The organism is Nakamurella sp. PAMC28650, assembly GCF_014303395.1.
Lineage (GTDB): Bacteria > Actinomycetota > Actinomycetes > Mycobacteriales > Nakamurellaceae > Nakamurella.
The window spans coordinates 3,863,240-3,889,333 of record NZ_CP060298.1 but is presented as its reverse complement, the minus strand read 5'-3'; the positions used below and the strand labels follow the sequence as shown (position 1 = coordinate 3,889,333).

19 protein-coding genes are annotated in these 26,094 nt (G+C 67.8%); 17 read left to right on the top strand and 2 right to left on the bottom strand.

The window, feature by feature from the left end; translation table 11 throughout:
• Nucleotides 1-39: 39 nt before the first annotated feature.
• On the bottom strand, nucleotides 40-1,671 hold the full coding sequence (gene mptB, locus H7F38_RS17505) for a polyprenol phosphomannose-dependent alpha 1,6 mannosyltransferase MptB (protein ID WP_187091029.1): 1,632 nt from the start codon (nucleotides 1,669-1,671) through the stop codon (nucleotides 40-42).
• 247 nt (nucleotides 1,672-1,918) lie between these two features.
• Between mptB and H7F38_RS17500 the strand changes: the two genes are divergently transcribed.
• The 12 genes from H7F38_RS17500 (at nucleotide 1,919) to H7F38_RS17445 (ending at nucleotide 13,041) form a co-directional block, all read left to right on the top strand.
• A complete protein-coding gene (locus H7F38_RS17500) occupies nucleotides 1,919-2,677 on the top strand; it encodes a metalloregulator ArsR/SmtB family transcription factor (RefSeq protein WP_255498042.1) in 759 nt (252 codons plus the stop codon).
• 125 nt (nucleotides 2,678-2,802) lie between these two features.
• On the top strand, nucleotides 2,803-4,257 hold the full coding sequence (sufB, locus tag H7F38_RS17495) for a Fe-S cluster assembly protein SufB (protein ID WP_187091028.1): 1,455 nt from the start codon (nucleotides 2,803-2,805) through the stop codon (nucleotides 4,255-4,257).
• A gap of 2 nt (nucleotides 4,258-4,259) precedes the next feature.
• On the top strand, nucleotides 4,260-5,468 hold the full coding sequence (gene sufD, locus H7F38_RS17490) for a Fe-S cluster assembly protein SufD (RefSeq protein WP_187091027.1): 1,209 nt from the start codon (nucleotides 4,260-4,262) through the stop codon (nucleotides 5,466-5,468).
• Nucleotides 5,469-5,533: 65 nt separating this feature from the next.
• On the top strand, nucleotides 5,534-6,391 hold the full coding sequence (gene sufC / locus H7F38_RS17485) for a Fe-S cluster assembly ATPase SufC (protein WP_187091026.1): 858 nt from the start codon (nucleotides 5,534-5,536) through the stop codon (nucleotides 6,389-6,391).
• Nucleotides 6,388-7,731, top strand: coding sequence for a cysteine desulfurase (locus H7F38_RS17480; protein ID WP_255498040.1), 1,344 nt, complete (start codon nucleotides 6,388-6,390; stop codon nucleotides 7,729-7,731). Before sufC ends, H7F38_RS17480 begins: the two co-directional genes overlap by 4 nt.
• A gap of 12 nt (nucleotides 7,732-7,743) precedes the next feature.
• A complete protein-coding gene (sufU, locus tag H7F38_RS17475; protein ID WP_187091025.1) occupies nucleotides 7,744-8,190 on the top strand; it encodes a Fe-S cluster assembly sulfur transfer protein SufU in 447 nt (148 codons plus the stop codon).
• 91 nt (nucleotides 8,191-8,281) lie between these two features.
• Nucleotides 8,282-8,758: a metal-sulfur cluster assembly factor gene (locus H7F38_RS17470; RefSeq protein ID WP_187091024.1), complete on the top strand. Its 477-nt coding sequence runs from the start codon at nucleotides 8,282-8,284 to the stop codon at nucleotides 8,756-8,758.
• Nucleotides 8,759-9,130: 372 nt separating this feature from the next.
• The gene (locus tag H7F38_RS17465) at nucleotides 9,131-10,114 is read left to right on the top strand and encodes a DMT family transporter (protein ID WP_187091023.1); all 984 of its coding nucleotides are present in this window, start codon (nucleotides 9,131-9,133) and stop codon (nucleotides 10,112-10,114) included.
• A 60-nt stretch (nucleotides 10,115-10,174) separates the two neighbouring features.
• The gene (locus H7F38_RS17460) at nucleotides 10,175-10,426 is read left to right on the top strand and encodes a type II toxin-antitoxin system VapB family antitoxin (protein ID WP_187091022.1); all 252 of its coding nucleotides are present in this window, start codon (nucleotides 10,175-10,177) and stop codon (nucleotides 10,424-10,426) included.
• Complete coding sequence (locus H7F38_RS17455) at nucleotides 10,423-10,803, top strand: type II toxin-antitoxin system VapC family toxin (RefSeq protein WP_187091021.1); 381 nt, start codon at nucleotides 10,423-10,425, stop codon at nucleotides 10,801-10,803. The genes H7F38_RS17460 and H7F38_RS17455 overlap by 4 nt, the downstream gene beginning before the upstream one ends.
• Complete coding sequence (locus H7F38_RS17450) at nucleotides 10,800-12,344, top strand: deoxyguanosinetriphosphate triphosphohydrolase family protein (RefSeq protein ID WP_187091020.1); 1,545 nt, start codon at nucleotides 10,800-10,802, stop codon at nucleotides 12,342-12,344. The genes H7F38_RS17455 and H7F38_RS17450 overlap by 4 nt, the downstream gene beginning before the upstream one ends.
• 10 nt (nucleotides 12,345-12,354) lie before the next feature.
• Nucleotides 12,355-13,041 (top strand): acVLRF1 family peptidyl-tRNA hydrolase, encoded by a 687-nt coding sequence (locus tag H7F38_RS17445; protein WP_187091019.1) that lies wholly within the window; start codon nucleotides 12,355-12,357, stop codon nucleotides 13,039-13,041.
• Between the two features lie 99 nt (nucleotides 13,042-13,140).
• Here the strand turns inward: H7F38_RS17445 and H7F38_RS17440 are convergent, their stop codons facing one another.
• Nucleotides 13,141-13,431 (bottom strand): SCO4848 family membrane protein, encoded by a 291-nt coding sequence (locus H7F38_RS17440; RefSeq protein WP_187091018.1) that lies wholly within the window; start codon nucleotides 13,429-13,431, stop codon nucleotides 13,141-13,143.
• Nucleotides 13,432-14,179: 748 nt separating this feature from the next.
• Here H7F38_RS17440 and H7F38_RS17435 point away from each other — a divergent pair.
• From H7F38_RS17435 to H7F38_RS17415, 5 genes are all read left to right on the top strand, one after another.
• Complete coding sequence (locus H7F38_RS17435) at nucleotides 14,180-16,030, top strand: GtrA family protein (RefSeq protein ID WP_187091017.1); 1,851 nt, start codon at nucleotides 14,180-14,182, stop codon at nucleotides 16,028-16,030.
• The gene (locus tag H7F38_RS17430; RefSeq protein ID WP_187091016.1) at nucleotides 16,027-17,511 is read left to right on the top strand and encodes a glycosyltransferase; all 1,485 of its coding nucleotides are present in this window, start codon (nucleotides 16,027-16,029) and stop codon (nucleotides 17,509-17,511) included. The genes H7F38_RS17435 and H7F38_RS17430 overlap by 4 nt, the downstream gene beginning before the upstream one ends.
• Nucleotides 17,511-19,232 (top strand): ABC transporter, encoded by a 1,722-nt coding sequence (locus H7F38_RS17425; RefSeq protein ID WP_187091015.1) that lies wholly within the window; start codon nucleotides 17,511-17,513, stop codon nucleotides 19,230-19,232. Before H7F38_RS17430 ends, H7F38_RS17425 begins: the two co-directional genes overlap by 1 nt.
• A 48-nt stretch (nucleotides 19,233-19,280) precedes the next feature.
• Complete coding sequence (locus H7F38_RS17420) at nucleotides 19,281-24,824, top strand: Calx-beta domain-containing protein (RefSeq protein WP_187091014.1); 5,544 nt, start codon at nucleotides 19,281-19,283, stop codon at nucleotides 24,822-24,824.
• 200 nt (nucleotides 24,825-25,024) lie between these two features.
• Nucleotides 25,025-25,996 (top strand): hypothetical protein, encoded by a 972-nt coding sequence (locus H7F38_RS17415; RefSeq protein WP_187091013.1) that lies wholly within the window; start codon nucleotides 25,025-25,027, stop codon nucleotides 25,994-25,996.
• Nucleotides 25,997-26,094 lie beyond the last annotated feature (98 nt).

Below are 26,094 nucleotides of genomic sequence, written 5' to 3'. Positions count from 1 at the left end.
CGTCGTGCGTCGTATCGAAGGCTGCCGGTGGGATGGCAATCACTGGCGCGAGGTGTCCGGTGCCGTGGAAACGGCCCTGGCCCGCTGGGCGGGCGACGTGACCGGGTGCAGCAGCCCACCGGGTGCGGGATCGGGCTGCGGCAGCCCGGACCGTCTGAGCAGCAACAGCACTCCGCCGACCACCGCGGCGGCCACCACCACGGCCTGGACGATGGTGAAGACGGGAATCGTGGACCCGTTCGGCATGATGATCACCGAGAAGAGGGTGGTCAACCAGACGGCCGCACGGCGGTACAGCGACAGACCCGTCGACGCGGCCAGTGGGAGGGCCGCCCACAGCAGGTACCACGGCTGGATGACGGGGCTCAGCAGGACAAAGGCTCCCAGCGCCAGCCCGAGGCCCTGGACGGGCTCGATCCGCCGTTGCCAGCAACGCCACATGACCAGCACGGCGAGCAGGCCGCCCACCCCGGTGCCGAGCGGTTGCATCACGTCGATGGCCCCGGCCGTGTGATCGCCCAGCCCGAGCAGGAGACCGATCTGACCGGCGCCGAACCCCAGGCTGGTCGACAGCGACAGGAACGACTGCACGCTGCCGGGCGCCGACAGCGCGTGGATCCAGCCGAGCCCGGCCCCCGCGGCCAGCGTCAGGACACCGAAGGTCGCCACGACCACCCCGGCCGACAGCCCGGCCCACCGGAACAGATCCGGCCAGCGACCGCCGGCCCGCCGGGCCAGCGCGATGGCCAGGAATGCCAGACCCATTGCCGCGGTGACCTTGATGCCGGCGGCGATCGTGATCAGGACCGTTCCGCCCACCACCCGGCCCAGGTCCCCGCCCCGGTAGCGGCCGGTCGGGCACATCGCGGACAGTCCGACCTCGAGTCCGGCCAGCATCAGGCCGATCATCAGGGCCTCGTTGTGACCGCCGGCGACGAGGTGGAACAGCAGCAGGGGGTTGAGGGCACCGAGCCACAGCGCGCTGACCGGGTCGATGCCGCAGCGGCGGGCGAGTCTGGGAAGCGCCCAGACGATCAGGGCGATGCCGATCAGTTCGACGTATCGCTGGAGCAGGACGCCGAGGATGACGTGGTTGCCGGTGACCAGTACGACGCCCTTGGCCATCAGCAGGAAGGCCGGTCCGTAGGGCGAGGAGGTGTACTGCCACCGCAGGTCTACCTGATGCGCCAGGGCGTTGCCGTCACCGAGCGCGGTGTAGGGGCCGAACTGATAGGGGTTGTCCCCGTGCACCATCATGGCGCCGACGGCCAGGTACGAGTAGACGTCCCGGGAGAAGATCGGCGGCGTCACCAGGAAGGGCACGATCCACATGGCCAGCGTGTGGGTCAGCTGGGTCCTGGAGAGCCGACGGACCCGCCCCGGAGCGGTCAGCCGGCCGACCATGAACCAGCAGAAGACCAGCAGCCCGATGCCTGAGTACGAGACGGCCAGCGCTGCCGGGCCGATGCGTGACAGCAGCCCCAGGATGCGCAGTCCGTCGACCGGGTTGGGGATCGGCGTCGCGGCGCCGTAGGAGGACGTGGAGCCCACCATCATCAGCAGCGCTCCGGCCGTCCCCCAACGCCGTAGCCGCGACAGCTGCCGGCGTTCAGTGGCGTCCAGCACCCCCGGCAACGAGCCGACGACGCTCGTCGATCCGCCGGTGGTCATCGGGGCAGTCTATGAGCCCCCCCGTCCGGCGTGGATCAACTTCCCAGGCATGGATGATCTCGACGACTCCTGTCCCTCTGGTCCCAAATGGGCCATGTTGATCCATGCAGGCCTGATCCACGCGCGCCTGATCGACGCCCACCCGGGTAGGTTCATGTAGGTAAGGCTTGCCTTGGCCCGGGTCGGCTATCTATGCTGTCCTGCTCACCTCTTTGAACTTCGGGCGGAAAAAGGTCACACTGGTGTTGTGAAAACATTTGCCGGTGTGGCGATCGATGGCCCCGTGCCGTCCGCAGACCGGCCGGATGCACCGTCAGACCGGTCGGGCGCCCCGTCGACGGAGGGCAGCGCGGAGGTACGGACCCGCGAGACCGTCGTCCGTCTGCTCCTGTCCGGTGGCCCGATGACGGCAGCGGCCCTGGCCGAACGGGTCGGTTTCTCGCCCGCGGCCATCCGCCGTCACCTGGACCAGTTGCTGGCCGAAGGTGCGATCGTCAGCCGGGAGGCCAGCACCATCGGCCGCCGGGGACGTGGACGTCCGGCCCGCACCTATCTGCTGACGGAGATCGGACGCACCCGGCTGCCCCACGCTTACGACTCGCTGGCCGTCGAGGCGCTCGAGTTCCTGGCCGATGCCGCCGGGCCGGACGCGATCACCGCCTTCGCCCGTCGCCGCGCCGAAGGCCTGGTCGACGGGGTTCGCGAACAACTCGCCGCCGCCCCCGATGTGCCGGCCAAGGCCGAGATCCTGGCCGGTGCACTCACCGCGGCCGGGTTCGCGGCATCGGTGCAGGAGGTGGGCATCGGCGAGCAGCTCTGCCAGCACCACTGCCCGGTCGCGCACGTCGCCGCCAGATTCCCGCAATTGTGCGAGGAAGAAATGACGGTGATCACCGAAGCGTTGGGTACCTATGCCCAGAGGCTCGCCACCATCGCCAGGGGCGACTCGTTCTGCACCACCTTCATCCCGGCCGCGCACCTGCGGCCGGCGACCGCACCCGCCTGAACCGTCCCACCCCGAGACACCCGTCCCATCCAGCCCGACCCGTCCCATCCAGCAGTGCAGCTCCAACGCGCAGGACCCCCGCCGACACCATTCAGCCACACCCAGCGCCACAGGGAAGGACCGTCATGACGACTGCTCCGGAACGCATTCTCGACATCGCCGAGCGCCCCGAGCTCACGCAGGAACAAGCCATCGACTCGCTCGGCCACTACGCTTTCGGCTGGTCGGACTCCGATGTCGCCGGTGCCGCCGCCAAGCGCGGGATCAACGAGGACGTCGTCCGCGACATCTCGGACAAGAAGAGCGAACCGGAATGGATGACCGACTTCCGGGTCAAGGCCCTGAAGTTGTTCGAACGCCAGCCGATGCCGACCTGGGGCGCCGATCTGTCCGGCATCCACTTCGACACCATCAAGTACTTCGTTCGCTCGGGCGAGAAGCAGGCCGCGACCTGGGAGGACCTTCCCGACGACATCAAGAACACGTACGAGAAGCTGGGCATCCCGGAGGCCGAGAAGCAGCGCCTGGTCTCGGGTGTCGCAGCCCAGTACGAGTCCGAGGTCGTCTACCACTCCATCCAGAAGGAGCTCGAGGACCAGGGCGTGATCTTCCTGGACACCGACTCCGCGCTGAAGCAGTACCCCGATCTGTTCCGCGAGTACTTCGGCAGCGTCATCCCCTCCGGCGACAACAAGTTCTCCGCGCTCAACAGCGCCGTCTGGTCCGGCGGTTCGTTCGTGTACGTCCCCAAGGGCGTGCACGTCGACATCCCGCTGCAGGCCTACTTCCGCATCAACACCGAGAACATGGGCCAGTTCGAGCGGACGCTGATCATCGTCGACGAGGACGCCTACGTGCACTACGTCGAGGGCTGCACCGCGCCGATCTACAAGTCCGATTCGCTGCACTCCGCCGTCGTCGAGATCATCGTCAAGAAGGGTGGCCGCTGCCGTTACACGACCATCCAGAACTGGTCGAACAACGTCTACAACCTGGTCACGAAGCGGGCCAAGGCCGAGGCCGGAGCGACCATGGAGTGGGTCGACGGCAACATCGGCTCCAAGGTCACCATGAAGTACCCGGCCGTCTGGATGACGGGGGAGTACGCCAAGGGCGAGGTGTTGTCGATCGCCTTCGCCGGCGAGGGCCAGCACCAGGACACCGGAGCCAAGATGCTGCACCTGGCGCCGCACACCTCGTCGAACATCATCTCGAAGTCCGTGTCCCGCGGCGGTGGCCGCACGTCCTATCGCGGACTGGTCCGGGTGAATCCCGGCTCGCACCACAGCAAGTCGACGGTCAAGTGCGACGCGCTGCTGGTCGACACCATCTCGCGCAGCGACACCTATCCGTACGTCGACGTCCGCGAGGACGACGTGTCGATGGGGCACGAGGCGACGGTGTCCAAGGTCAGCGAGGAGCAGCTGTTCTACCTGATGAGCCGCGGACTGACCGAGGACGAGGCGATGGCGATGATCGTCCGTGGCTTCATCGAGCCGATCGCCCGCGAGCTCCCGATGGAGTACGCGCTGGAACTGAACCGCCTGATCGAACTGCAGATGGAAGGGTCGGTGGGCTGAACGTGGCCACCCCAGTCGTGCAGGACCGCCCGGTACTCGGTGGCGATCATGCTGCCGAGACCGTCGTCGGAGGAAGGAATGTCGGAGTGGGCTCGCACTCGGGCCGCGTCGGATCCCTCGACCTCGCCGACCACCGGCCGATCACCGGCCGCGAAGAGGCGTGGAGGTTCACCCCGCTACGTCGCCTGCGCGGTCTGCACAGCGACGCAGCCTTCACCGGTTCCGACTTCACCATCACCGTGCAGGGTCAGGACGGCGTCACGGCCAGAACCCTGTCCGGCACGGAAGCTGCTGCGGTCAAGGGAATCTCGAAGTACCTGCCGATCGACTACGCCTCGGCGCGGACGTTCCAGGCCGCCGACTCGGTCTACCTGATCGACATCGCCCCGGAGGTCAGCACCGCAGCCCCGGTGGTCGTCACGTTCCACGGCAACTCGATCGGCGAGGCCGTTGCCGCTCATCTGGTGGTCCGCGTCGGTCATCACGCCCAGGCCCAGGTCGTGGTGGCCTACGAGGGTTCGGCGACCGTCTCCGAGAACGTCGAGATCGTCGTCGGGGAGGGCGCCAGGCTGACCTACGTCTCCGAGCAGAACTGGGCCGGCGATGCCGTTCACCTTTCGCACCACCACGTGCTGGTGGGGCGGGATGCGACGGTGAAGCATGCTGCGCTGACCTTCGGCGGGGATCTCGTGCGAGTGGTCGGGTCGGTCAGCTACGACGGTCCCGGCGGCGACGCCGAGATGCTCGGTGTCTACTTCGCCGATGCCGGTCAGCATCTCGAGCATCGCCTGTTCATGGATCACAATGCCCCGCACTGCAAGTCCCGGGTCCTCTACAAGGGTGCACTGCAAGGGAAGTCGGCGCACACGGTCTGGGTGGGCGATGTGTTGATCAGGGCCACCGCCGAGGGCACCGACACCTACGAGATGAACCGCAACCTGTTGCTGACCGAAGGCGCCCGCGCCGATTCGGTGCCGAACCTGGAGATCGAGACGGGCGAGATCGTTGGAGCCGGCCATGCCAGCGCCACCGGCCGGTTCGATGACGAGCAGCTGTTCTACCTGCTCTCCCGCGGCATCCCGGAGCCCATCGCCCGCCGCCTGGTGGTGCGTGGGTTCTTCGGTGAGGTGCTGCACCAACTCGGAGTGGAATCCGTGATCGAGCGGGCCAGCGCAACGATCGAGACCGAACTCGCCGTCATCGGCATCTAGCAGACCCCTTGTCCACGGGTCGGGTACGGCCCCTCCCTTCGCAGCAAAGATGGAGCTTGTCAACTATGTCAACACTCGAGATCCGTGACCTGCACGTGTCGGTGCAGACCGAAGACGGGCCGCAGGAGATCCTGCGCGGCGTCGACCTGACGGTCACCTCCGGTGAGACGCACGCGATCATGGGCCCCAACGGTTCCGGCAAGTCGACGTTGGCCTATTCGCTGGCCGGTCACCCCAAGTACCAGGTCACCTCCGGCACGGTCACCCTCGATGGCGAGGACGTCCTGGCCATGACGGTGGACGCACGGGCCCGCGCCGGTCTGTTCCTGGCCATGCAGTATCCCGTGGAGATTCCGGGCGTCTCGACGTCCAACTTCCTGCGCACCGCGGCCACCGCCGTTCGTGGTGAGGCCCCGCCGATCCGCAAGTGGGTCAAAGAGGTCAAGTCCGCGATGACGGACCTCGAGATCGACCCGACCTTCGCCGACCGGAACGTCAACGAGGGCTTCTCGGGCGGCGAGAAGAAGCGTCAGGAGATCCTCCAGATGTCGCTGCTCCGCCCGAAGATCGCCGTCCTGGACGAGACCGATTCCGGGCTCGACGTAGACGCACTGCGGATCGTCTCCGAAGGCGTCAACCGCTACAAGGCGTCGTCGACCGAAGGTGGCGAGGCGGTCGGCGTTCTGCTGATCACCCACTACACGCGGATCCTGCGCTACATCAAGCCCGACCACGTGCACGTGTTCGTGGCCGGCCGGATCGTCGAGTCGGGTGGACCCGATCTGGCCGACGAGCTGGAGGCCAACGGGTACGTCCGGTTCGCGGGCATCGGAGTCGGCACGGTTGGAGCAGGCACGGTCGGAGCAGGCACGGTCGGAGCAGGCGCAGTCGGAGCAGGCGCAGTGGGAGCAGGCTCGGTGTGACCGCGCTCCACGAGGTGACGGATCTGGACCGGACGGAACCGGCAGCGCCGGCCTTCGACGTCGAGGTGATCCGTGCGGACTTCCCGATCCTGTCGCGCACCGTTCGTGATGGAAAGCCGTTGGTGTATCTGGATTCCGGGGCTACGTCGCAGCGCCCGATCACCGTCATCGACGCCGAGCAGGAGTACATCACCGGGCACCACTCGGCGGTGCATCGCGGAGCGCACGCCCTGGCCGAGGAGGCCACTGACTTCTACGAGGGTGCCCGCGACCGGATCTCGGCCTTCATCGGTGCGTCACGCCCCGAAGAACTGATCTTCACCAAGAACGCCACCGAGGCCATCAACCTGGTGGCCTATTCGCTGGGCAACGCCTCGACCGGCGCTGCGGGCGCCGGTGGGGGACAGGGTGGCAGGTTCGAGGTGGGTCCCGGCGACGAGATCCTGGTCACCGAGATGGAGCATCACGCCAACCTCATCCCGTGGCAGGAACTGGCGCGCCGCACAGGAGCCACCCTGCGCTGGTTCGGGTTGACGGACGACTTCCGCCTCGACCTGTCGCAGATCAAGACCCTGATCAACAGCCGGACGAAGGTGGTCGCGTTCACGCACCAGTCCAACGTCCTCGGCACCATCAACCCGGTCGAGGTGCTGGTCGAGGCCGCCCGAGAGGTGGGAGCGCTCACCGTGCTCGACGCCTGTCAGTCCGTACCGCATTCGAGCGTCGACGTCTCGTCGCTCGGGGTGGACTTCCTGACGTTCTCCGGCCACAAGATGCTGGGCCCGTCCGGCGTGGGCGGGTTGTACGGCCGCTACGAGTTGCTCGCGGAGATGCCGCCGTTCCTCACCGGTGGATCGATGATCGAACAGGTCTTCATGGATCATTCGACCTTTGCCGCGCCGCCGGCCCGATTCGAGGCGGGGGTCCCGATGACCTCGCAGGCGGTCGGCCTCGGGGCTGCCGTCGACTACCTCGAGACGGTCGGGATGAAGGCGGTTGCCGACCACGAGGCACAGCTCACCGGCCTTGCGCTGCAGCAGTTGTCGGCCCTGCCGGGGATCCGGATCATCGGTCCGTCCGACCTCGTCGATCGTGGTGGTGCTGTCTCGTTCGTGGTGGATGGCGTCCACGCGCACGACGTCGGGCAGATTCTGGACGATTCCGGTGTTGCGGTACGTGTTGGACACCACTGCGCCTGGCCGTTGCACCGCCGCTATGGCCTGGCGGCGACCGTGCGGGCCTCGTTCGCCATCTACAACACACCGGGCGAGGTCGAGGTGCTGGTGGATGCCGTCCGCGAAGCACAGCGCTTCTTCGGTGCGCATTCTTCGGCGAAGTAAGGAGGACGGGTCATGCAGATGGAGCAGCTCTACCAGGAGATCATCCTGGATCACTACCGGGCGCCGCATCACCACGGGCTCCGCGACCCGTTCGACACCCAGGTGCATCACGTGAATCCGACCTGTGGCGACGAGATCACCCTGAGGGTCAAACTATCCGGCCGCGGCACGGATGCGGTCGTCCAGGACATCTCCTACGATGCGATGGGCTGCTCGATCTCGCAGGCCGCCACCTCGGTGATGACCGACCTGGCGATCGGCCGCACCCTGACCGACGCCCTGGCGACGCTGGACGAGTTCAACGCGATGGTGACCAGTCGTGGCAAGATCGCCGGCGACGAGGACACCCTCGGAGACGGCATCGCCTTCGCCGGCGTCTCCAAATACCCGGCGCGCGTCAAGTGCGCCCTGCTGGGCTGGATGGCATTCAAGGATGCAGCAGTACAAGCGGTCGCCTGATGCAGTCCTTGAATCGGATTCGGTTGACGCAAGGATGCAGCAGTACAAGCAGTTGCCTGATGTTTCTGCACACCGATAGGAGCGCGGCCGAATGACCGAGGCGTCGATTCAAACCCACGACCATGCCGGGCACGACCACGCCGGGCACGACCACGCCGGGCACGACCACGGGTCAGACGACCGTGTCGCTCGGGGAGCGGCCGCTCTCGACGATGCGCTGGTGGCAGTGACGGCGGCTCCGGTCGATGCCGCGTTGATCGAGGACATCGAGGAGGCGCTGCGCGACGTCGTCGATCCCGAACTGGGTGTCAACATCGTCGACCTCGGCCTGATCTACGACCTCACCGTCGATGAGGCCAAGACTCTCACCATCGACATGACGCTCACCAGCGCGGCCTGCCCGCTGACCGACATGATCGAGGACCAGGTCGCGGCGGCCATCATGGGCCCCGGCCAGGAGCTCGTCGCCGACTACAAGATCAACTGGGTCTGGCTGCCGCCGTGGGGCCCGGAGAAGATCACCGACGACGGTCGGGAGCAGCTCCGCGCCCTCGGCTTCAACATCTGACCAGCCCGCCGGGTCAACGCCCGGGTCCACGCCCGGGTCCACGCCCGTCGGCGCATACCGTTCTTCCCAACACATGTGGAAAGTCCCGTTCCCGCCTCGCAATCGGCCGGAACGGGACTTTCTGTCTGCGCCGGGCGGTCCTGTATGCGCGCACGGGTGGCGCCGGTCCATTTTGTATGCGCGGATGGACGGCCCCGCTACGCTGAAGGCCATGTCTCCGTTTGCGGGTGTCCTACCACCTCCGAGTCACTGACCGGAGCCAGGACAGTTCAGTAGCCGGCCACTCACCTCGAGAGCGCGCCGAGCCTGGTAGACGTCTGCGCTCCACCGGTGAAGATGCCCATCGTCGGCCGCTGCCCTCGGAGCCACCCCATGCTGAATCCTCTCGTTCTTCTCTCCGCTACCCGCCGTCGCACCACCACCGTGATCGGCCACCGGATGGGCCTCGTGCAGATCAGCACGGCCGCAGTGCTGTGGGGAACCACAGGAGTGGTGGTCCGCCGGTTGCACGAGTCGGCCGGCCTCGGGCCCATTGCCATCGGCTTCTATCGTCTCCTTTCAGCAGCGCTCCTGCTGCTGATCCTGTCCGGACCGAAGCTCGTGCAGGCAGGGCGGGGTCTCCGCACCCACCCCTGGTCGCTCGTCCTCGCAGGCGTCGGTCTCGGCGTCTACCAGGTGCTCTACTTCATCTCGGTCGCCGAAGTCGGAGTGGGCGTCTCCACAGTGGTGAGCCTCGGCATCGCCCCGTGCGTCACCACCGCTATCGAGGCGGTGGCCGCCCGCAGGCTGCCCAGCGTCCGAACGACGCTGGTCGTTCTGGTCGCGGTCGCGGGACTGGCTCTGGTCGCAATCTCCTCCTCCGGAGCGGCCAGCATCGCAGCACCCCGTCCGGGGCTCGGCATCCTGGCGGCCGTCGGCTCCGGTGTGAGCTACGCCCTGACGACGATCGTCAGTCGACGGGCCGCGCAGGGGATCTCGCCTCTTGTCATGACCACGACGAGCAGCGTCATCGGAGCGGTCACCCTGTTGCCCCTGGCTCTGATATCGGGCGCGGGCTTCGCCGTGACCGGCCCGGCCGTCGGCCAACTGGTCTACCTCGGCGCGGCCACGACGGTGCTGGCCTATGCGCTGTTCTACGCCGGCCTTCGATCGACGCCGAGCAGCGTGGCGTCGGTGCTCACCCTGATCGAGCCACTGACTGCAACGATCCTGGCGGTCGTCCTCCTGTCCGAGCCGCTCTCGCTCCTCACCGTCTTCGGCGGGATTTTGCTGCTGGTTTCGATCGCAGTGCTCTACCTCGCCCCGTCAGGCCGGGGATCTGCGGATGACGCAGCCGAAACCGTTCTACCCCGGTAGACTGAGTTTCTACCCAGGTAGATAGCAGCGGGATCAGCGGCGATGGATGAGGAGGGGCAGATGCCCACGCTCAACATCAAGAACCAGCGTGTCTACGAACTGGCCAAGATGCTGTCCGAGAGAACGGGGAGATCGATGACCAGTGTTATCGAAACGGCCCTGGAGCGGCAATTGGATGACATGGGAAACGATCGCAGTGGTATCGCCGACGCGCTTCATGCTCTGGCACTGGAAGCCGCGCCGCTGCTGCAGCACCTCGCACCAGATCCCTTCGCCGACCTGTACGACGAGGAAACCGGCCTACCCCGATGATCCTCGACGCTTCGGCGATCGTCGCCGTCGTCAGGTTGGAGCCCGAAGGCCGACCGTTCGAGTCTGCGATCGAACAGGCGCGTACAAATGGGCTGTCGGCAGCAACACTCCTGGAGACGTCGTTGGTGCTCGGTCCGGAACTCGACCCGACGTTGGATCGGTTCATCGAATTGGCCCACATCACCATCGAACCGGTGACCGGGGCCCAGGTGCGGCTGGCACGCACGGCATATCGCCGGTTCGGGCGAGGGACAGGTCATCCGGCGGGACTGAACTTCGGCGACTGCTTCTCCTACGCACTGGCCATGGACAAGCGTCAGCCATTGTTGTTCAAGGGCAACGACTTCTCTAAGACCGACGTGTTGGCGGCACGATGACGACAACGACGACGGATCCCCGCCTCGCCCGACGCGGCGGGCAGACCGAGTCCGATTCGATGGCCGCCTACCGCGAGGACCTCGACCGGATCCGCTTCTCACCGTATTTCTCCCGGCTGTCCGCGGTCACTCAGGTGATCTCGCAGGGCGCGGCCGGCCAATCGGTGCAGAACCGGCTGACCCACTCGATCAAGGTGGCGGCGGTGGCGCGGGCCATCGCGGTCAAGTTGAACCACGGCTCGCACCGCGAGCTGCTGGCCGAACTCGGCGGGTGCGATCCGGTGGTCATCCAGGCTGCGGCCACCGCGCACGACCTGGGCCACCCACCGTTCGGGCATCTCGGCGAGCGGGTGCTGGACCGGATCGCCCGTTCCCGTTTCGGCCTGGCGGATGGTTTCGAGGGCAATGCCCAGACGTTCCGGATCGTCACCGAGCTCGACGTCCACGGCACCAGCGGCGAGGGGTTGAACCTGACGACAGCCGTGCGCGCGGCCGTGCTCAAGTATCCCTGGGCCAGGTTCGGGGTGCCTGATCCGCATCCGAGCACCGCCGAGCACGCGCCGAAGGGTGGCGGCCGCGGGGAGGAAGGTCTCGGGTCGGGGAAGTTCTCGGCCTACGTCCTGGACGCGGGCGAGATGACGGAAGTGCTGGCTGCCTACCCGCTCATCAAGCCCTGGCGCCAGACGGTCGAATGCTCGGTGATGGATATTGCGGACGACATCGCCTACTCACTCCACGATCTCGACGACTTCCACCGGGCCGGAGTGCTGCAGCATGCCTCGGTGTCTGCGGAGTTCCGCACCTGGAACCGGCACCGCGCCGATCTCGAGAAGGTGCCCCTCACCGAGCTGAAGGCCAACGAGCGGCTGCCCGGCAATTTGCTGGAACTGCTCCGCCGCCGGCTGCATGCCAAGGACGGCTGGATGGTCGACGACGAGGCGTTCGCTGTCGCGGTCGGACGGGTCGGCACCGATCTGGTCGACGGCCTGCTGGCCGTACCGTTCGACTCGTCGCTGGCGGCCGAACGGCTGGTCGGGGAATTCACCCGGAGTTGGATCTCGCATCTGCAGGATTCGGTCCTCGTGTCCAAGGATCCGCCACCTCGAGCCGGTCACATCTCGCTGGACCGACAGGCGTGGCACGAGGTCGCCGTCCTGAAATTCGTCCATCAGCGATTTGTTCTGGACCGTCCCGATCTGGCCATGTTCCAACGCGGCCAGGGGCAGGTGATGGCTGAACTGGTCGCCGATCTGGACTCCTGGTTGGCCGACCCGGTCGACGCCGGACGCGCTCCGCGCCGGCTGATCGACCTCGTCGAACTGGCCACCGGGTCCTACCACCAGCTGGCGAGGTCCAACCCGGGTCTGCTGATCACAAGCACAGGTGAACAGGGCGGCTCGCCTGACGACCTGATCCGGTGGGGGAGGGGTCGCGGCATCATCGACTACGTCGCCTCGCTGACCGATGACCGGGCAGCGAGTTCGGCGGCCACGCTGGCCGGTCACACCGCCCGGCTCTGGGATGCCGGTTCGGCGCTGTGAGAGTGCGGCGGTGAGCGCGGTCGGCCGACCGCGGCCGGCTGCCGGCGGCGGGATCGAGGTGGAGATCTCGGCCCACCGCGTCGTCGGCTGGGTCAATCGGTTCGCCGGGCGCAACACCGGCGTCGAGGATCTCAGAGCATTCCCGGATCGACTCGAGATCTTCGGCGGTGACGGAACTCTGGCCCGGATCGAGGTGCCCTTCGGACCGATGTCGGTCGGCGATCGTGAGCCGGTCGAGGCACTGGTCTCACACCTGGCCGGCATCGGACTGGTCGGGCTGATCCTGGTGCGAGGCGGCGCGCATTCCGTCGGCACGGCCAAGGATGGTGTGGTCCTGAGTTCATCGACGGATCGGGCCTACCTGCAGGGCCGCACCGCAGCAGGCGGTTGGTCCCAGCAGCGATACGCGCGTCGACGGGGCAATCAACTCACCGCTTCGCTGTCCGACGCGGCCAACACAGCCGAGCGCGTACTGCTGCCGTTCGCCCCCCGCATGGGCGGGCTGGTGCTGGCCGGTGACGCATCGGCCCTGCGGAAGGTGATGGCCGAGCCCGGCCTGCAGGCCTTGCTGGCCCTGCCGTCCCGCACCTTCGGAGACATCCCCGAGCCCAGGCGCGCGGTGCTGGACGCCGTCGCCGAGCGGAGCCTGGTCGTTCGAATCGTGGTCCGCACCAAGGAACAGCAGGCCGAGCACTGACCCACGCCGGTCCGACGTCGATCCACGCCGGACTCCTGGAAGTCACCGATTGGACCTCGAGCCGGTTGCCGTGCCCGTTGCCGGGCGGGACGTCCTGCCTCAGCGGCGGGACGGCTCCGGCTGTGCCGCCACGACCGACCGGGCCGTGCGGACGCGGCGATCGACCAGGAACCCGCGGACGCCGAGCACTCCCACGATCGTCCCGACGACGACCGCCGTGATCACCAGGACGGCATGCACGAGCAGGAAAGAGGTGGGCGACGAATGACCGACCCGCCCGGTCCAGGCGCGGGCGTCGTCCCAGATCGCCAAGGAGAACCGAGGCCAGATGGCCCAGTTGAAGACGCCGACGGCAACCAGGAACAGAGACCAACCACGGGAGAGAATCACACCCTCCAGTATCCCCCCGGGGGTCCGGCCGGGATCGTGAGAGCCGCCACGTGGGCAGTGCTGCGTCCGAATGGATCCGCCATCACCCCCGCAGGGCGAATCGACCATCGATATCCTGCGCCAGGGCGGTGAATTTCTTGGCCGGTCGACGGCGTGGATATCAATACCCGTCATCCGAACGTGGACTGCAAAAGGCCGAAACTCGGGACCGCATCACCAGTCACCGTGTGTCAGATATCACTCGACTTTCCCGGGCGCCTCCTCGTTCGGCGTCGATTCGACTCGAAGAAGGCCGAGAAAGGTTGGGGTGAAGGCTGATTCGGACCGTGTTGCTGACTCCGCCGCCATTTCCACGAGTGCGGCCGCTCACGTCACGGGGCGACCCGACGGCGGCGGGCCCGAAGGTGACGCCGGGTGACGTCACGGTGAAGGGAGAGTGAACACGACAGCCATTCGCGCACTGCGACGCCGATATTTGCCAATTCGACTACTTTCCGTGTCACCCGGACTGCTACCCTCGCACCGCCGGGCCGATCGGAGCCGGTGCATGTGCGGATCCGCAGGGAACCCGCGTCACGGTCACCGGAACGTTCCCGGACCCGTCGCTGTTGCGTCGCACCCACGCTGGTCGAGTCACCGGACCAGACGCTCAAGGACGAGCTCTCGCCTAGATCGACGGAGGGTTCACTTGCACGTGCAAGAAGATCGCACCAGCGCCGGATGCCTGCCTGTCACCGCACCCCCCGAAGTGACCGTCGTCATTCCGACGAGGAACGAATCGGATTCCATCGTCGAACTTCTGCGCCAACTGGATCAGGCTCTGGGCCAGATCGACGCACACATCCTGTTCGTCGACGATAGCGACGACGACACACCTCTGGTCATCGCCGCGGCCGCCGAGTCCCTTCCACGGAACGTCAGGGTGATCCACCGGGTCGGGTCCGATCGTTCCGGTGGTCTCGGCGGAGCGGTTGCCGCCGGCCTGCGGAGCGCAGCGTCCCCGTGGGTCGTGGTGCTGGACGGTGATCTGCAGCATCCGCCGGCCACGGTGCCGGTCCTGCTGGAAACCGCGCGTTCCTCCGATGCCGATCTTGTCTACGCCACCCGGTACGAGGGTCACGGAACTGCCTCAGGCCTGGGCGGGGGACTCCGGAGGGGGGTGTCCCGTAGCTCCAACCTCATCTCCCGTGGCTTGTTCCCGGTGCGCCTGAAGAACGTCAGCGACCCGATGAGCGGGTTCTTCGCCGTACGCCTCGACAAGATCGACCTCGATCGGTTCCGGCCCAACGGATTCAAGGTCCTGCTCGAACTGCTCGCCACCCAGCGGATCCGGAAGGTCGCCTCCGTCCCGTTCTCGTTCCAGCCGAGGTTTGCCGGCGAGAGCAAGGCGTCCCTCCGGGAAGGTTTCCGGTTCCTCGGACAGCTGGTCTCGGTCCGGGTCGGCATGTCACCGTCGAGGCTCGCCCAGATGGTCGGATTCCTGGCCGTGGGCCTGCTGGGTGTCGGCGTCAATACCGCCGCCCTCTGGGGTCTGACCGACGGGCCCCCGCACCTGCCCTACCTCCTCGGGTCGGTCATCGCGACCCAGGTCGCCGTCGTCACCAATTTCCTCCTGCTGGAGAGCCTGGTGTTCGCCGGGTCCAGAGCCAGGTCGGGAGTGCGTGCGTTCGGTCGCTTCTGGCTGGTCAGCATGGTGCTCCTGCCGGTGCAGCTGGCGTTGCTGACCCTGTTGGTCGAGGTCTTCAGGGTGCCACCGGTCCTCGCCAACGTCCTGGTTCTCGGTGTGGTCTTCGTGCTCCGGTACGTCGCCACCTCGGGATGGGTGTACCGGTGGAATCCGATCGTCGGAGATGTTGCGGCCGAACCCGTTCCGACGAGATCGCGGCCCCGTTCCGGCCGCCGGCCCACGATCGTCGCCATGGCCTTCGTGCCGTTCATCCTCGCGTTGGCGGTGTGCCCGGGGGTGGTGCGTGTGTGGTGGGCGATGCTGGGTGGGCAGGCCGTCTCTGCGTTGCCCGCGGTGTCCGTCGTCGTCGTCGTCGGATGCACCGCGGCGCTGGTGGTGCTGAAATGCGTGCCGGCTCCGGACGAGCCTGACGTCCACGATCGCCAACTGGACATCATCCTGACGATTCCCGTCCTGGCCGCGGCGGTGTGGCTGGCACTGGGGTGGCGGCAGAACTGGGCCGCGGGCCATTGGAGCACCACCGGTCTGCTGGCGTTGGTCCTCTTCGGTGCTGCCGCTTCATTCGTCCTGCTCGGGACCCGGACCACCGCCAGGATGAGGTGGGCCCTCGGCCTGCCGTTGTGCCTGCTCCCGGTCGTGCAGGTGCACCCGTGGCTGCAGGTCCTGCTCCTTGCGCTCGTGGTGGCCGTCACCGCAAGGAGCGTGATCTCAGCGGTACCAGGCAATTTCAAGGCTCTGCGGCCGTCCGGCTCTGCGTCCGTTCGTCCGACGACCCCTGTTCGTCCTCCCTGGCGCTGGGCGGCCGCGGTGGTCACGGTGGTCGCGCTGCTGATCGGCAGCATCACCATCCGGCAGCAGGTCTCGCCCGTCGACACGGCTGCCGGATCTTCGACGATCGGGTCGACGCCTTGAGCACCCACCCGGGTCCACCCGATTCCGCGGACGGCGACCGGCTCAACCATGCGGTCAACGGACTGCGGCTCGCCGGTCCTGACCTGTCGGCCCATCAGGTTGTTTCCCGGCGCCAGCGGATCGGCCTGATCGTGTCGGTCGTGCTGATCGCGCTGGCCCTGCTCGCCGAGCCCGCGATCACGCTGAGGGGGATCGTGGTCATGATCACCGTGCTCTACACCGCCTGCCTCATGTACCGCCTGTTGCTCATCAAGCGCGGGCTGGGCGGTGAGGACCTCATCCAGATCCGCGACGAAGATGCGCGCGCCCTCACCGACGACGAGCTTCCGATCTACACGATCCTGGTTCCGGCCTACCGGGAACCCGAGGTGATCGGGCGGGTGATGGCGGCCATGGCCGCCATCGAATACCCGGCCGACAAGCTCGACATCAAGCTGTTGCTGGAAGTCGACGATGCCGAGACGATCGCGGCCGCCCAGGAGGCCCTCAGCCGTTTTCCGTTGTCCATCGTGCTGGTCCCGGAGGCCGAGCCCCGCACGAAGCCGAAGGCCTGCAACTACGGTCTGCAGCTTGCCGACGGTGAGTTCGTCACCATCTACGACGCCGAGGATCGACCTGATCCCCTGCAGCTCCGGAAGGCCGTCGTCGCGCTGCGCCGACTGGGTCCCGGGTACGCTTGCGTCCAGGCGCGGCTGGGGTACTTTAACGGCCAGCAGAACATGATCACCAAATGGTTCTCGATCGAATACGGTGCCTGGTTCCGACTCCTGCTTCCGGGCCTGGTGTCGTCGAAGGCCCCGATTCCGCTGGGCGGCACCAGCAATCACTTCCGGACGGACCTGCTGAAGGCCGTCGGCGCGTGGGATCCCTTCAACGTCACCGAGGATGCGGATCTGGGTGTCCGGCTCTCCCGGCTCGGCTATTCGGTCGCCGTCCTGGATTCGGTCACCCAGGAGGAGGCCAACTCCGACTTCGTCAACTGGGTCAAGCAGCGAAGCCGTTGGTACAAGGGGTACTTCCAGACGTGGCTGGTCCACATGCGGGAGCCGGTCGTTCTCTGGCGTGAACTGGGATGGCGCGGTTCACTGGGCTTCCACCTGTTCATTCTCGGCACCCCGTTGACGGCGCTGCTCAACCCGATCTTCTGGTCGTTGGCGGTGGTCTGGTTCGTCCAGCGGCCGGACTGGTTGGCGGCCCTGTTCCCGGCGAGCATCTACTACCTGGCGCTGCTGTGCTTCGTGATCGGCAACGCCGCCGTGATCTACACCAACGTGCTGACCACCCGGGTGATGAATCGGCCCGGTCTGCTGCTGGCCGCCCTGCTGGTACCCGGCTACTGGTTGATGATGGCTGCGGCCGCGGCCAAGGCCGGGTATCAATTGGTCTTCACGCCGTCCTACTGGGAGAAGACCGCTCACGGACTGTCCTCGGACGACAGCGCAGACCTTCCTGCCGTCGTTCCGGCGGAGGCGATGCGCTGATGGCCAACCCATCGGTGATGACGTTGCCCCGCTTCGTCTCCGAGACCCGGAACCCGACTGCCGAAATGCCGACGCGACGTCGGTTCCGCCGCGAGTCGCTCGTCCTGTTCGCCGTCTTCGCGGCGGTGTACCTGGTCTGTGCGGCGCTGTTGACCCACTGGGGTGTGGTCTTCACCGACGCCACCAGTCGGGTCGCGAACGCCTACTTCGTCCTCTACAGCCGCGATCCCCATCTGCCCGCGCTCGGATTCGTCTGGAATCCGCTGCCCTCCCTCTCGCTGTTGCCGATCCTGCCGCTGAAGTCGCTCTTCCCCGCGCTGGTGACGCAGGGACTCGCCGGCTCCATCCAGTCGTCACTGTGCATGGCCGGGACGGTGTCCATCATCTCGACCTGCCTGCGCAAGCTGGGCCTGCGGACCGGTCCGCGCCGTGTCCTGGTGATGCTCTTCGGTCTGCAGCCGATGATCCTGCTGTACGGCGGAAGCGGTCAGAGCGAGCCGATGCTTCTCCTGTTCCTCTCGGCGGCGGTATCCGCCCTGCTGTCTTGGACCCACTTCCGGCAGCCGGGATCGCTGGTGATGGCCGGTATCTCGCTCGGACTGGCCTATCTCGCCCGATACGAGGCCGTGGGCGCCGCGGCTTCCGCGGTGGTCTTCGTCGCTGCCGTGAGCTGGTTCTCTGCCCGCGGCACCCGAGGGGAGCGGCGGCGCGTCGCGGTCAACGACGTGCTGCTGGTCGGCGGGCCCGCCCTGTTCGCCGTCCTGCTGTGGGCGGCGTCGGCCAGAATCCTGGTGGGGCAATGGTTCCCGACCTTCTCCTCGAGCTATGGCAATGCCGCCCAGGTGGCGAACGCCTCCCGGTTCATCCGAGAATCGACGGGAACCGGATTCGGCGCGACGAGCGCCTACCTGTCGCGGCAGATCTTCGTCCTGGCGCCGGGGTGCGCCGTGCTGCTGATCGTGGCGTTGGTGCTGGCCTGGCGACGCCGCGATATCGGAATGCTGGCCGCGCCGTTCCTCTTCGGCTCGGTGATGGCCTTCGCGGCGGCGGCACTGCTGGCCGGGTCGTCCTTCGGCTGGCTTCGTTTCCAGATCTCGGTCATCCCACTCACGGTGCTGCTGGCCGGTTCCCTGCTCGCGCACCGGACGCCCGGAACGGCCGACACCGGACGGCGAACCGGCCCGCGGACGGCTGGGGGATCGGTGGCACCGCGACGGCCGGCGAAGTGGTACGCCGTCGTGGCCGTCGGCGTGCTGGTGGCGGTGGCGTTTCCGGTGCAGGCTGTCACGCTCACCGATCCGGGACTGAACCTCGCCCGGGAGGAAGCGGGGCCGCTGAGCGCGGTACTGCACCCGGCGAAGAGCCCGGCCGACGATGCTCTGCTCTTCCCGTTCGGGACGGAACGGCAGGTGAGCTCCGACATCGACGCGATGCATCTGCCCCAGGGCGCGGTGCTCACGGATTCGGCGTTCGCCTTCGCGGTGATCCTGGACAGTACGGCTCCGAAGACCTACGTGATCAATTCCGATCTCGATTTCCCGGCCGCCCTGCAGAATCCGGCCGCCCGACGGATTCAGTTCCTCCTGGTGCCGACCGAGGCCCCGTCCGACCAGCTGCAGGCCCGCTGGCCCACCATCCTGTCCGATGGTGGCGGGATCTCTACCCTGTACCGGCAATGGAAAGGGCCGCGGGTGACCTGGAATCTGTTCCGGCTTTCCTGAGGGCGGCGTACCTCTCTCCCTGGAACACATCTCGATTGGTGGCTTGTGATGTTCGGTGCCGGACACGGTACGAGGTCCCGCGCGGTTCGCCTGCTCGCCGCGACGGCGGTGACCTGCCTGACCTTGACACTGGTCGAACTGGCCGGCGCCGGGCCGACCGCAGCCGCGGTGACCACGGTCGGCAAGGACCTGTTGCGCAGCGGGTGGTACCCGGATCAAGCCAACCTGTCCCCGGCCCTGGTGGCCGGGGGGACCTTCGGTCAGCAGTTCTCCACCGCGGTCGACGGCCAGGTGTACGCCCAGCCGCTGGTATCGAACAACACCCTGCTGGTGGCCACCGAGACCAACAACGTCTACGGGCTGGATCCGGCCACCGGTGCCCAGCGGTGGACCAGGAACCTCGGTGTTCCGTGGAACCCGGCAGACGTCCGCTGTGCGGACCTGACCCCGAGCATCGGGATCACCGGCACGCCGGTCGTCGACGAATCCAGCAACACCATGTACCTGCTGAAGAAGAGCTATGCCGCCGGGACCAGCGGCCCGGCGCTCTGGTACGCGCACGCACTGGACGTGACGACCGGCGCCGAGCGCCCCAACTTTCCCGTCCTGATCCAGGGCACCGCGTCCAACGCACCGGGACAGAACTTCAACGCGACCACGGAACTGCAGCGACCGGGACTCCTGCTGATGGACGGGGTCGTCTACGCGGCCTTCGGCGGTCACTGCGACGCCTACCCCTACGACGGCTGGGTCGTCGGGATCTCCACCGCGGGCAAGTTGACCACGCTCTGGAGCGCCGAGTCCAAAGCCGATGGCGGCGCAGGGATCTGGCAGTCCGGTGGCGGCCTGGTGTCCGATGGTCCCGGCCAGATCCTGCTCGCGACCGGCAACGGCAACCTCGACGCCGCGGCGGGACCGGGCAGGACTCCGGCCAAGAATCTCGGGCAGGCGGTGGCCAGACTGACCGTCCAGGCGGACGGGTCCCTGAAGACGACCGACTACTTCGTGCCGTACGACGCAACGAGTCTGAACGCCTGGGATGCCGACCTCGGCTCCGGTGCCCCGATGGGGCTGCCGGCCCAGTTCGGCACCGTGGCTCATCCCCACCTGATGGTCGAGGTGGGCAAGCAGGGTTACCTCTACCTGCTGGATCGGGACAACCTCGGTGGCCGCGGCCAGGGTCCGTCCGGCGGCGACGCCGTGCTCGGCCGGATCGGACCCGACGGCGGGGTCTGGGGCAAACCTGCGGCCTGGCCCGGTGACGGCGGCTACGTGTACGTGACCACGGCGTCGGCCGGGAGTACCAACTACGGGACGGCCGGGGCGCTGCACGCCTACCGCTACGGTCTGGACGGCACGGGACTCCCCACCCTCAGCCTGGTCGGTACGTCCACCGATGCCTTCGGTCTCAGCTCGAGCCCCCCGGTCGTCACGTCGGACGCCACCACGTCCGGCAGCGCGCTCGTCTGGGTCATCTACGCACCCAGCGGGTCAGGGATCGGCGCCCAGCTGCGCGCTTACCAGCCCGTGCCGGTGAACGGCACGATGCAACTCGTCCAGAGTTTCCCGATCGGCACCTCCAGCAAGTTCAACTCGCCGGCCGTCGACGACAATCACGTCTACGTCGGCACCCGGGACGGCCGGGTGATCGGGTTCGGTTCACCGGTGAAGGTGGCGATGTCGGGAGCCTCGGTTTCCTGGGGGGCCACCACCGTCGGGCAGAGTGCCGTGCGGACGGCGACGCTGACCGCCAATGCGCCGTTGACGGTCACCGCGATCTCCACGTCCAACACGGACTTCAGCGCCGGGGTCCCGTCCCCCGGCCTCCCGGTCGCGCTCGGCACCGGCCGGCAGATCACCGTGCCGGTCACCTTCAGCCCCAAGATCGTCGGTCCGGACAGCGGCGCGCTCACCGTCACGACCGACATCGGTACGGTCAGCCTGTCCCTGAACGGCACGGGTCAATCGCCGAACGCCCAGATCAGCGCCTCACCGAAGGCCATCAGCTTCGGCGGGGTCGCGGTCGGTGCCAACGCAACCGGGAGCGCAACCTTCTCCAACACGGGGGCGCAGCCGCTGACCGTCCAGTCCTACCGGTCGCCGGTAGCTCCGTTCACGGTCGCCGGGCTGCCCCCCGTGGGAGTCGTGGTACCGGCCGGCCAGAGCTTCACGGTGACCGCGACCTTCGCTCCCACCGTCGTCGGAACGTTCACCGACGTGCTGGCCGTGAAGACCTCGGCCGGCGAGGTGGACGTGCCGATGTCCGGGTCCTCCGCGCAGGCCGCCAAGTTGGTGATCTCCTCCGACCACGTCGATCTCGGGACCGTGCCGACCGGTTCGGCAGTGAGCCGGACCTTCACCCTGACGAACACCGGTGGCTCGCCGCTGACCCTGAACAGGTCCAAACCGCCGGTGGCGGGCAAGGGTTTCACCGCCACGTCGACGCTGCCGGAAGGCACGTCGATCGCGGCCGGCGCCACGGTGAGCGAAACCGTGCAGTTCGCGCCGACCGGAACGGGTGCGGCCTCCGACGTCTGGGCCATCACCGGCACCGATGCCAGCGGCCCACACCTGGTGACCTTCACCGGAACCGGGGTCGGGCCACGCACGGTGCCCGATCCTGCGACGGGCGGCTGGACGCTGAACAAGCCTGCCCAGATTGTGGGGAACCAACTCCAGCTGACTGCCGCCACCGACCAGTTCGCGGCGCCGTCGGCGTTCTGGCCCACGGCGGTCGGCGGGTCCTACCTCGACGTGTCCTTCGACGCCACCATCGACGACGCCGGCGGCGCACCCGGCGGTGGCGGGGCCGACGGCCTGACGCTGACCCTTGGCGATCCCAAGGCCGGGGCGACGCCCACCTCGACCGGCACCTCCGGTAGCGGGTTGGGCTGGATCGGGATTCCCGGCGTGGCCATCGCCCTCGACACCTTCCAGAACGGCAGTGACCCGTCGGACAACTTCATCGGCATTGCCTCCTCCGCCGCTCAGACGGGCAACCAGAACATCGTCTGGGCGGCGACCACGACGTCCGTACCTCCGCTGCGCGGCACGAAGCGGCACGTCGAGCTGAAGGCCGCACTCGGGCAGCTGAGCGTGTTCGTGGACGGCACGCAGGTGTTGACGACGCCGATGACGCTCCCGGTCGGCACCCTGCTCGGGTTCACCGCCGGCAACGGACTGATCGGCGACCGACACGTCGTCTCGAACGTCTCCGTCCACGGGGTCGACCCGGTGCTGGCCCCGGCCAACCTGGTGGTCTCCCCGGCGGCCATCGGATTCTCGAAGGTGCCGGCGGGCTCGGTCGCGACGTCGACGTTCACCGTCACCAACAGCGGCGGGTCCCCGCTGACGATCACCGGTTCGAACCCGCCGGTGGGCGGCAAAGGCCTGTCGGCGACGACCGTACTGCCCGTCGGGACGGTGATCGCGGCCGGACAGTCCCTTCCGGAGACCGTGCGGTTCGCGCCGACGGCCCTCGGCGCAGCCGCCGACCAGTGGACGATCACGTCCAGCGCCGGTGCCGGAACGGTGGCACTGTCCGGGACCGGCGTCGGGTCGGTGACCCTGCCTGCGTTGACCGACCCGGGATGGACGGTCAACGGATCGGCGACACGGGTGGCGGCCGGGATGCAGCTGACGGATGCCACGACGCCCTACTCCGGCGGTTCGACGTTCTTCTCGACGCCGGTCGACACGTCGTACCTGAATGTCTCGTTCGACTCGACGATCGACGGCGGCACCGGTGCCGACGGTCTGACCCTCGGCATCGCCGATGCCGCCGTGGCCACACCGACCTCGGTCGGCGCGGGCGGGAGCGGGCTGGGCTGGTCGGGCATCGCGGGCACAGCGGTGGCCCTGGACACGCTCCAGAACGGCACCGACCCGTCCAACAACTTCATCGGGGTGACGTCGGGATCTGATCCCCGGCAGCCCGGCAACCTGGTGTGGAACGCAACGTCGACGGCGGTGCCCGCGCTCCGCGGCACGGTACGTCACGTGCAGGTCCAGGTGGTGTCCGGTCGTATGACGGTGTCGGTGGACGGCACTGCCGTCCTGGACGCCGCGGTCGCACTACCGGCCAAGGCCCTGATCGGTTTCACCGGTGGCGATGGCCAGATCACCGATCGCCACCTGGTCGGCAATGTCGTCGTCACGACGGCTGCCGCGGCGACACCGCCACCTCCGCCACCGCCACCGGCCGCGATCCCGGTCAACGTGTCGGTCCGCGACGTGGTGGTGGTGCGGCCCTCGACCGGTACGGCGACGGCGTCCTTCCCGGTCGTGCTCTCGGCGCCGCCGACGGCACCGGTGACCGTGACCTATCGAACGCTGGACGGCGCGGCCAAGGCCGGCGTCGACTACCGGACACAGCCGGTGTCCTCGGTGACCTTCGCGCCGGGCCAGACGCTGAAGTCGATACCGGTCACCGTCCTCGGACGTGGTGTGCACGGCACTGCGGTCGCCGACTTCCACCTGCGGGTGCTCTCGGTGACCGGTGGTGTGGTGGCCGACGGTGACGGGGTCACCCGGATCATCGACCCGTTGGGCCCGTTGTCCCTGTGGGTCGGGGACGTGGTGGTGCAGCAGGGTGCCACGGCGACCACCGCACGGTTCCGGTTGTCGTTGTCGGCCCCGGTGGCGGCCGGCGAGACCGTGACGGTGAAGGTGGCCACGGCCAACGGCTCGGCGGTCAGCCCGACCGACTACACGGCGTTGCCCCCGCGGACGGTGACGTTCCCGGTCGGCAGCTCGTCCGTCGTGATCGGCGTTCCGGTGAGCGCCGGCGTTCCGAAGATTGCCAACCGGACTTTCACCCTGCGGCTGTCGAGCCCTTCGGCGAACGTCGCCCTCGGGCGTACCTCCGGGACCGCGACCCTTCGTCGGGCCGGGTCCCCCGTGGTGCCGCTCGATGTGTCGGTGCGCGACGCGGTGCTGGTGCGGCCCTCGACCGGCGCGGCGACCGCGTCGTTCGCGGTGGTGCTCTCGGCGGCGTCCGCCGGTCCGGTGACCGTGCGTTACCAAACGGTCGACGGCGCGGCCAGGGCCGGCGTCGACTACCGGTCGTTGCCGGTGTCGTCGGTGACCTTCGCCGCCGGTCAGACGCGCAAGTCGATACCGGTGACCGTCCTCGGGCGTGGTGTGCACGGCACTGCGGTCGCCGACTTCCACCTGCGGGTGCTGTCGGTGACCGGAGGTGTGGTGGCCGACGGCGACGGGGTCACCCGGATCATCGATCCGCTGGGCCCGCTATCGATCTGGGTCGGGGATCTGACGATGCAGCGGACAGCCTCCGCCACCACCGCGCAGCTCCGGGTGTCCCTGTCGGCTGCGGTCGCGGCCGGTGAGACGGTGACGGTGCGGGTGGCCACGGCAGACGGTTCGGCGGTCAGTCCGACCGACTACACGGCACTGCCGCCGACCACGGTGACGTTCCCCGCCGGGAGTTCTTCGTCCGTCATCTCCATCCCGGTCCGACCTCTGGTCGGAGTCACGCCGGACCGGGTGTTCAGCCTGGGGGTGTCCGGTCCGAGCGCCAACGCGGTTCTGAGCCGGGCCGCCGGCGTCGTGACGCTGCGTGGTGGCGGGTGACAGATGCCGACCGCCCATCCGAGACCTTTACATCGCTACTTTCTGTTGACTACCGTGTGCTGAGGGTAGTCAACAGGGGCTGAGTGGGCGTTCTGGCACCCGAACCTTCGAAGTCGCTGGGAAAGGTCCTCATGAATCAGTTCTGGTCCCGTTGGATCGCCAGGTGCCTGACGCCGATTCTGCTTGCCGCGATCGTTGCCGTGAGTGACCAGGTACCGGCCGATGCCCGCTCGAACCAGGGGCGTCTGACGGTCTGCTCGGGATCGCTGTGCCGGGACGGACGTCCGTGGCAGCTGTACATGGCGTCCGTCTACCAGGGTCTGGACAATCCATCGCAGACGGTTGCCGAAGCCAGGGCGATCGGCCTCGACGCGATCCGCATCACCGACTATCTCGACGTCCATTCCGCCCCGGCGGTCGGGCCCTACGACCCGGCGCGGTGGGCCAGGGTCGATCGCCTGATCGCTGCGGCCGGATCGGCGAGACTATTGGTTGTCCTGGACTTCTCGACATATCGCAACCTGCTGAAGACCGCTGGCCTCAATCCCTACACCGTCGACTGGAGCCGGTTCCTGCGGAGCGTGGCCGATCGCCGGAACACCGTCACCGGCGTGCGGTACCGCGACGATCCGACCATCGGCATGGTGAGCTTCGCAGGCGAGGTGGACGCCATCAACAGCGGCGAGAACACCTATGGGTTGACCGCCGCGACGCTCGTGCAATTCTACTCCAAGGTGCTGACCTACTGGCACCACCTCGCGCCAGGCCAACTGCGCACCGCCGGCGGCCTCTTCCAGCTCGACTGGAATTCGGGCATTCCGTGGAAGGCGATCTTCGCGCTCCCCGGTAACGACGTCGACGCCGTGCACGTCTACGGTCCGGGCGACCGTTGCATCACGGTGCCGGCCGTCGCCGACTTCAGCCGGTCGCAGCGCAAGCCGTGGATCATCGAGGAATTCGGGTTCGACGCCCAGGACGGCGACCAGGCCAGGGCCGAAGGATTCGACAAGACCTTCGCGCTCGCAAGCACTTTCGGCGCGGCCGGCATCGGCTTCTGGAATCTCGGCAGCCAGACCGGCTCGACCTATGACGTCGGTCCACAGTTCCCGCAGGCGATGAATGCGGTGCTGGCGCACACCAGTACCTCCGGTGCCGTGCGCTCGACGCGCTGAGCCGAGGGCCGGCGCACGGCGGATGGCGGAGGGCGGATGGCAGTCGCCGACCGTCCACCGGCGGCGGTGCGATGGCGGACGGTGGACAGGGCAGAATG

Bases quoted from the DNA above. Each gene is read 5' to 3' on its own strand.
- H7F38_RS17420 (WP_187091014.1), top strand. From the start codon at position 19,281: ATGTTCGGTGCCGGACACGGTACGAGGTCCCGCGCGGTTCGCCTGCTC.
- H7F38_RS17465 (WP_187091023.1), top strand. From the start codon at position 9,131: ATGCTGAATCCTCTCGTTCTTCTCTCCGCTACCCGCCGTCGCACCACC.
- H7F38_RS17450 (WP_187091020.1), top strand. From the start codon at position 10,800: ATGACGACAACGACGACGGATCCCCGCCTCGCCCGACGCGGCGGGCAG.
- H7F38_RS17455 (WP_187091021.1), top strand. From the start codon at position 10,423: ATGATCCTCGACGCTTCGGCGATCGTCGCCGTCGTCAGGTTGGAGCCC.
- sufC (WP_187091026.1), top strand. From the start codon at position 5,534: ATGTCAACACTCGAGATCCGTGACCTGCACGTGTCGGTGCAGACCGAA.
- H7F38_RS17460 (WP_187091022.1), top strand. From the start codon at position 10,175: ATGCCCACGCTCAACATCAAGAACCAGCGTGTCTACGAACTGGCCAAG.
- sufU (WP_187091025.1), top strand. From the start codon at position 7,744: ATGCAGATGGAGCAGCTCTACCAGGAGATCATCCTGGATCACTACCGG.
- H7F38_RS17470 (WP_187091024.1), top strand. From the start codon at position 8,282: ATGACCGAGGCGTCGATTCAAACCCACGACCATGCCGGGCACGACCAC.
- mptB (WP_187091029.1), bottom strand. From the start codon at position 1,671: ATGACCACCGGCGGATCGACGAGCGTCGTCGGCTCGTTGCCGGGGGTG.
- H7F38_RS17425 (WP_187091015.1), top strand. From the start codon at position 17,511: ATGGCCAACCCATCGGTGATGACGTTGCCCCGCTTCGTCTCCGAGACC.
- sufB (WP_187091028.1), top strand. From the start codon at position 2,803: ATGACGACTGCTCCGGAACGCATTCTCGACATCGCCGAGCGCCCCGAG.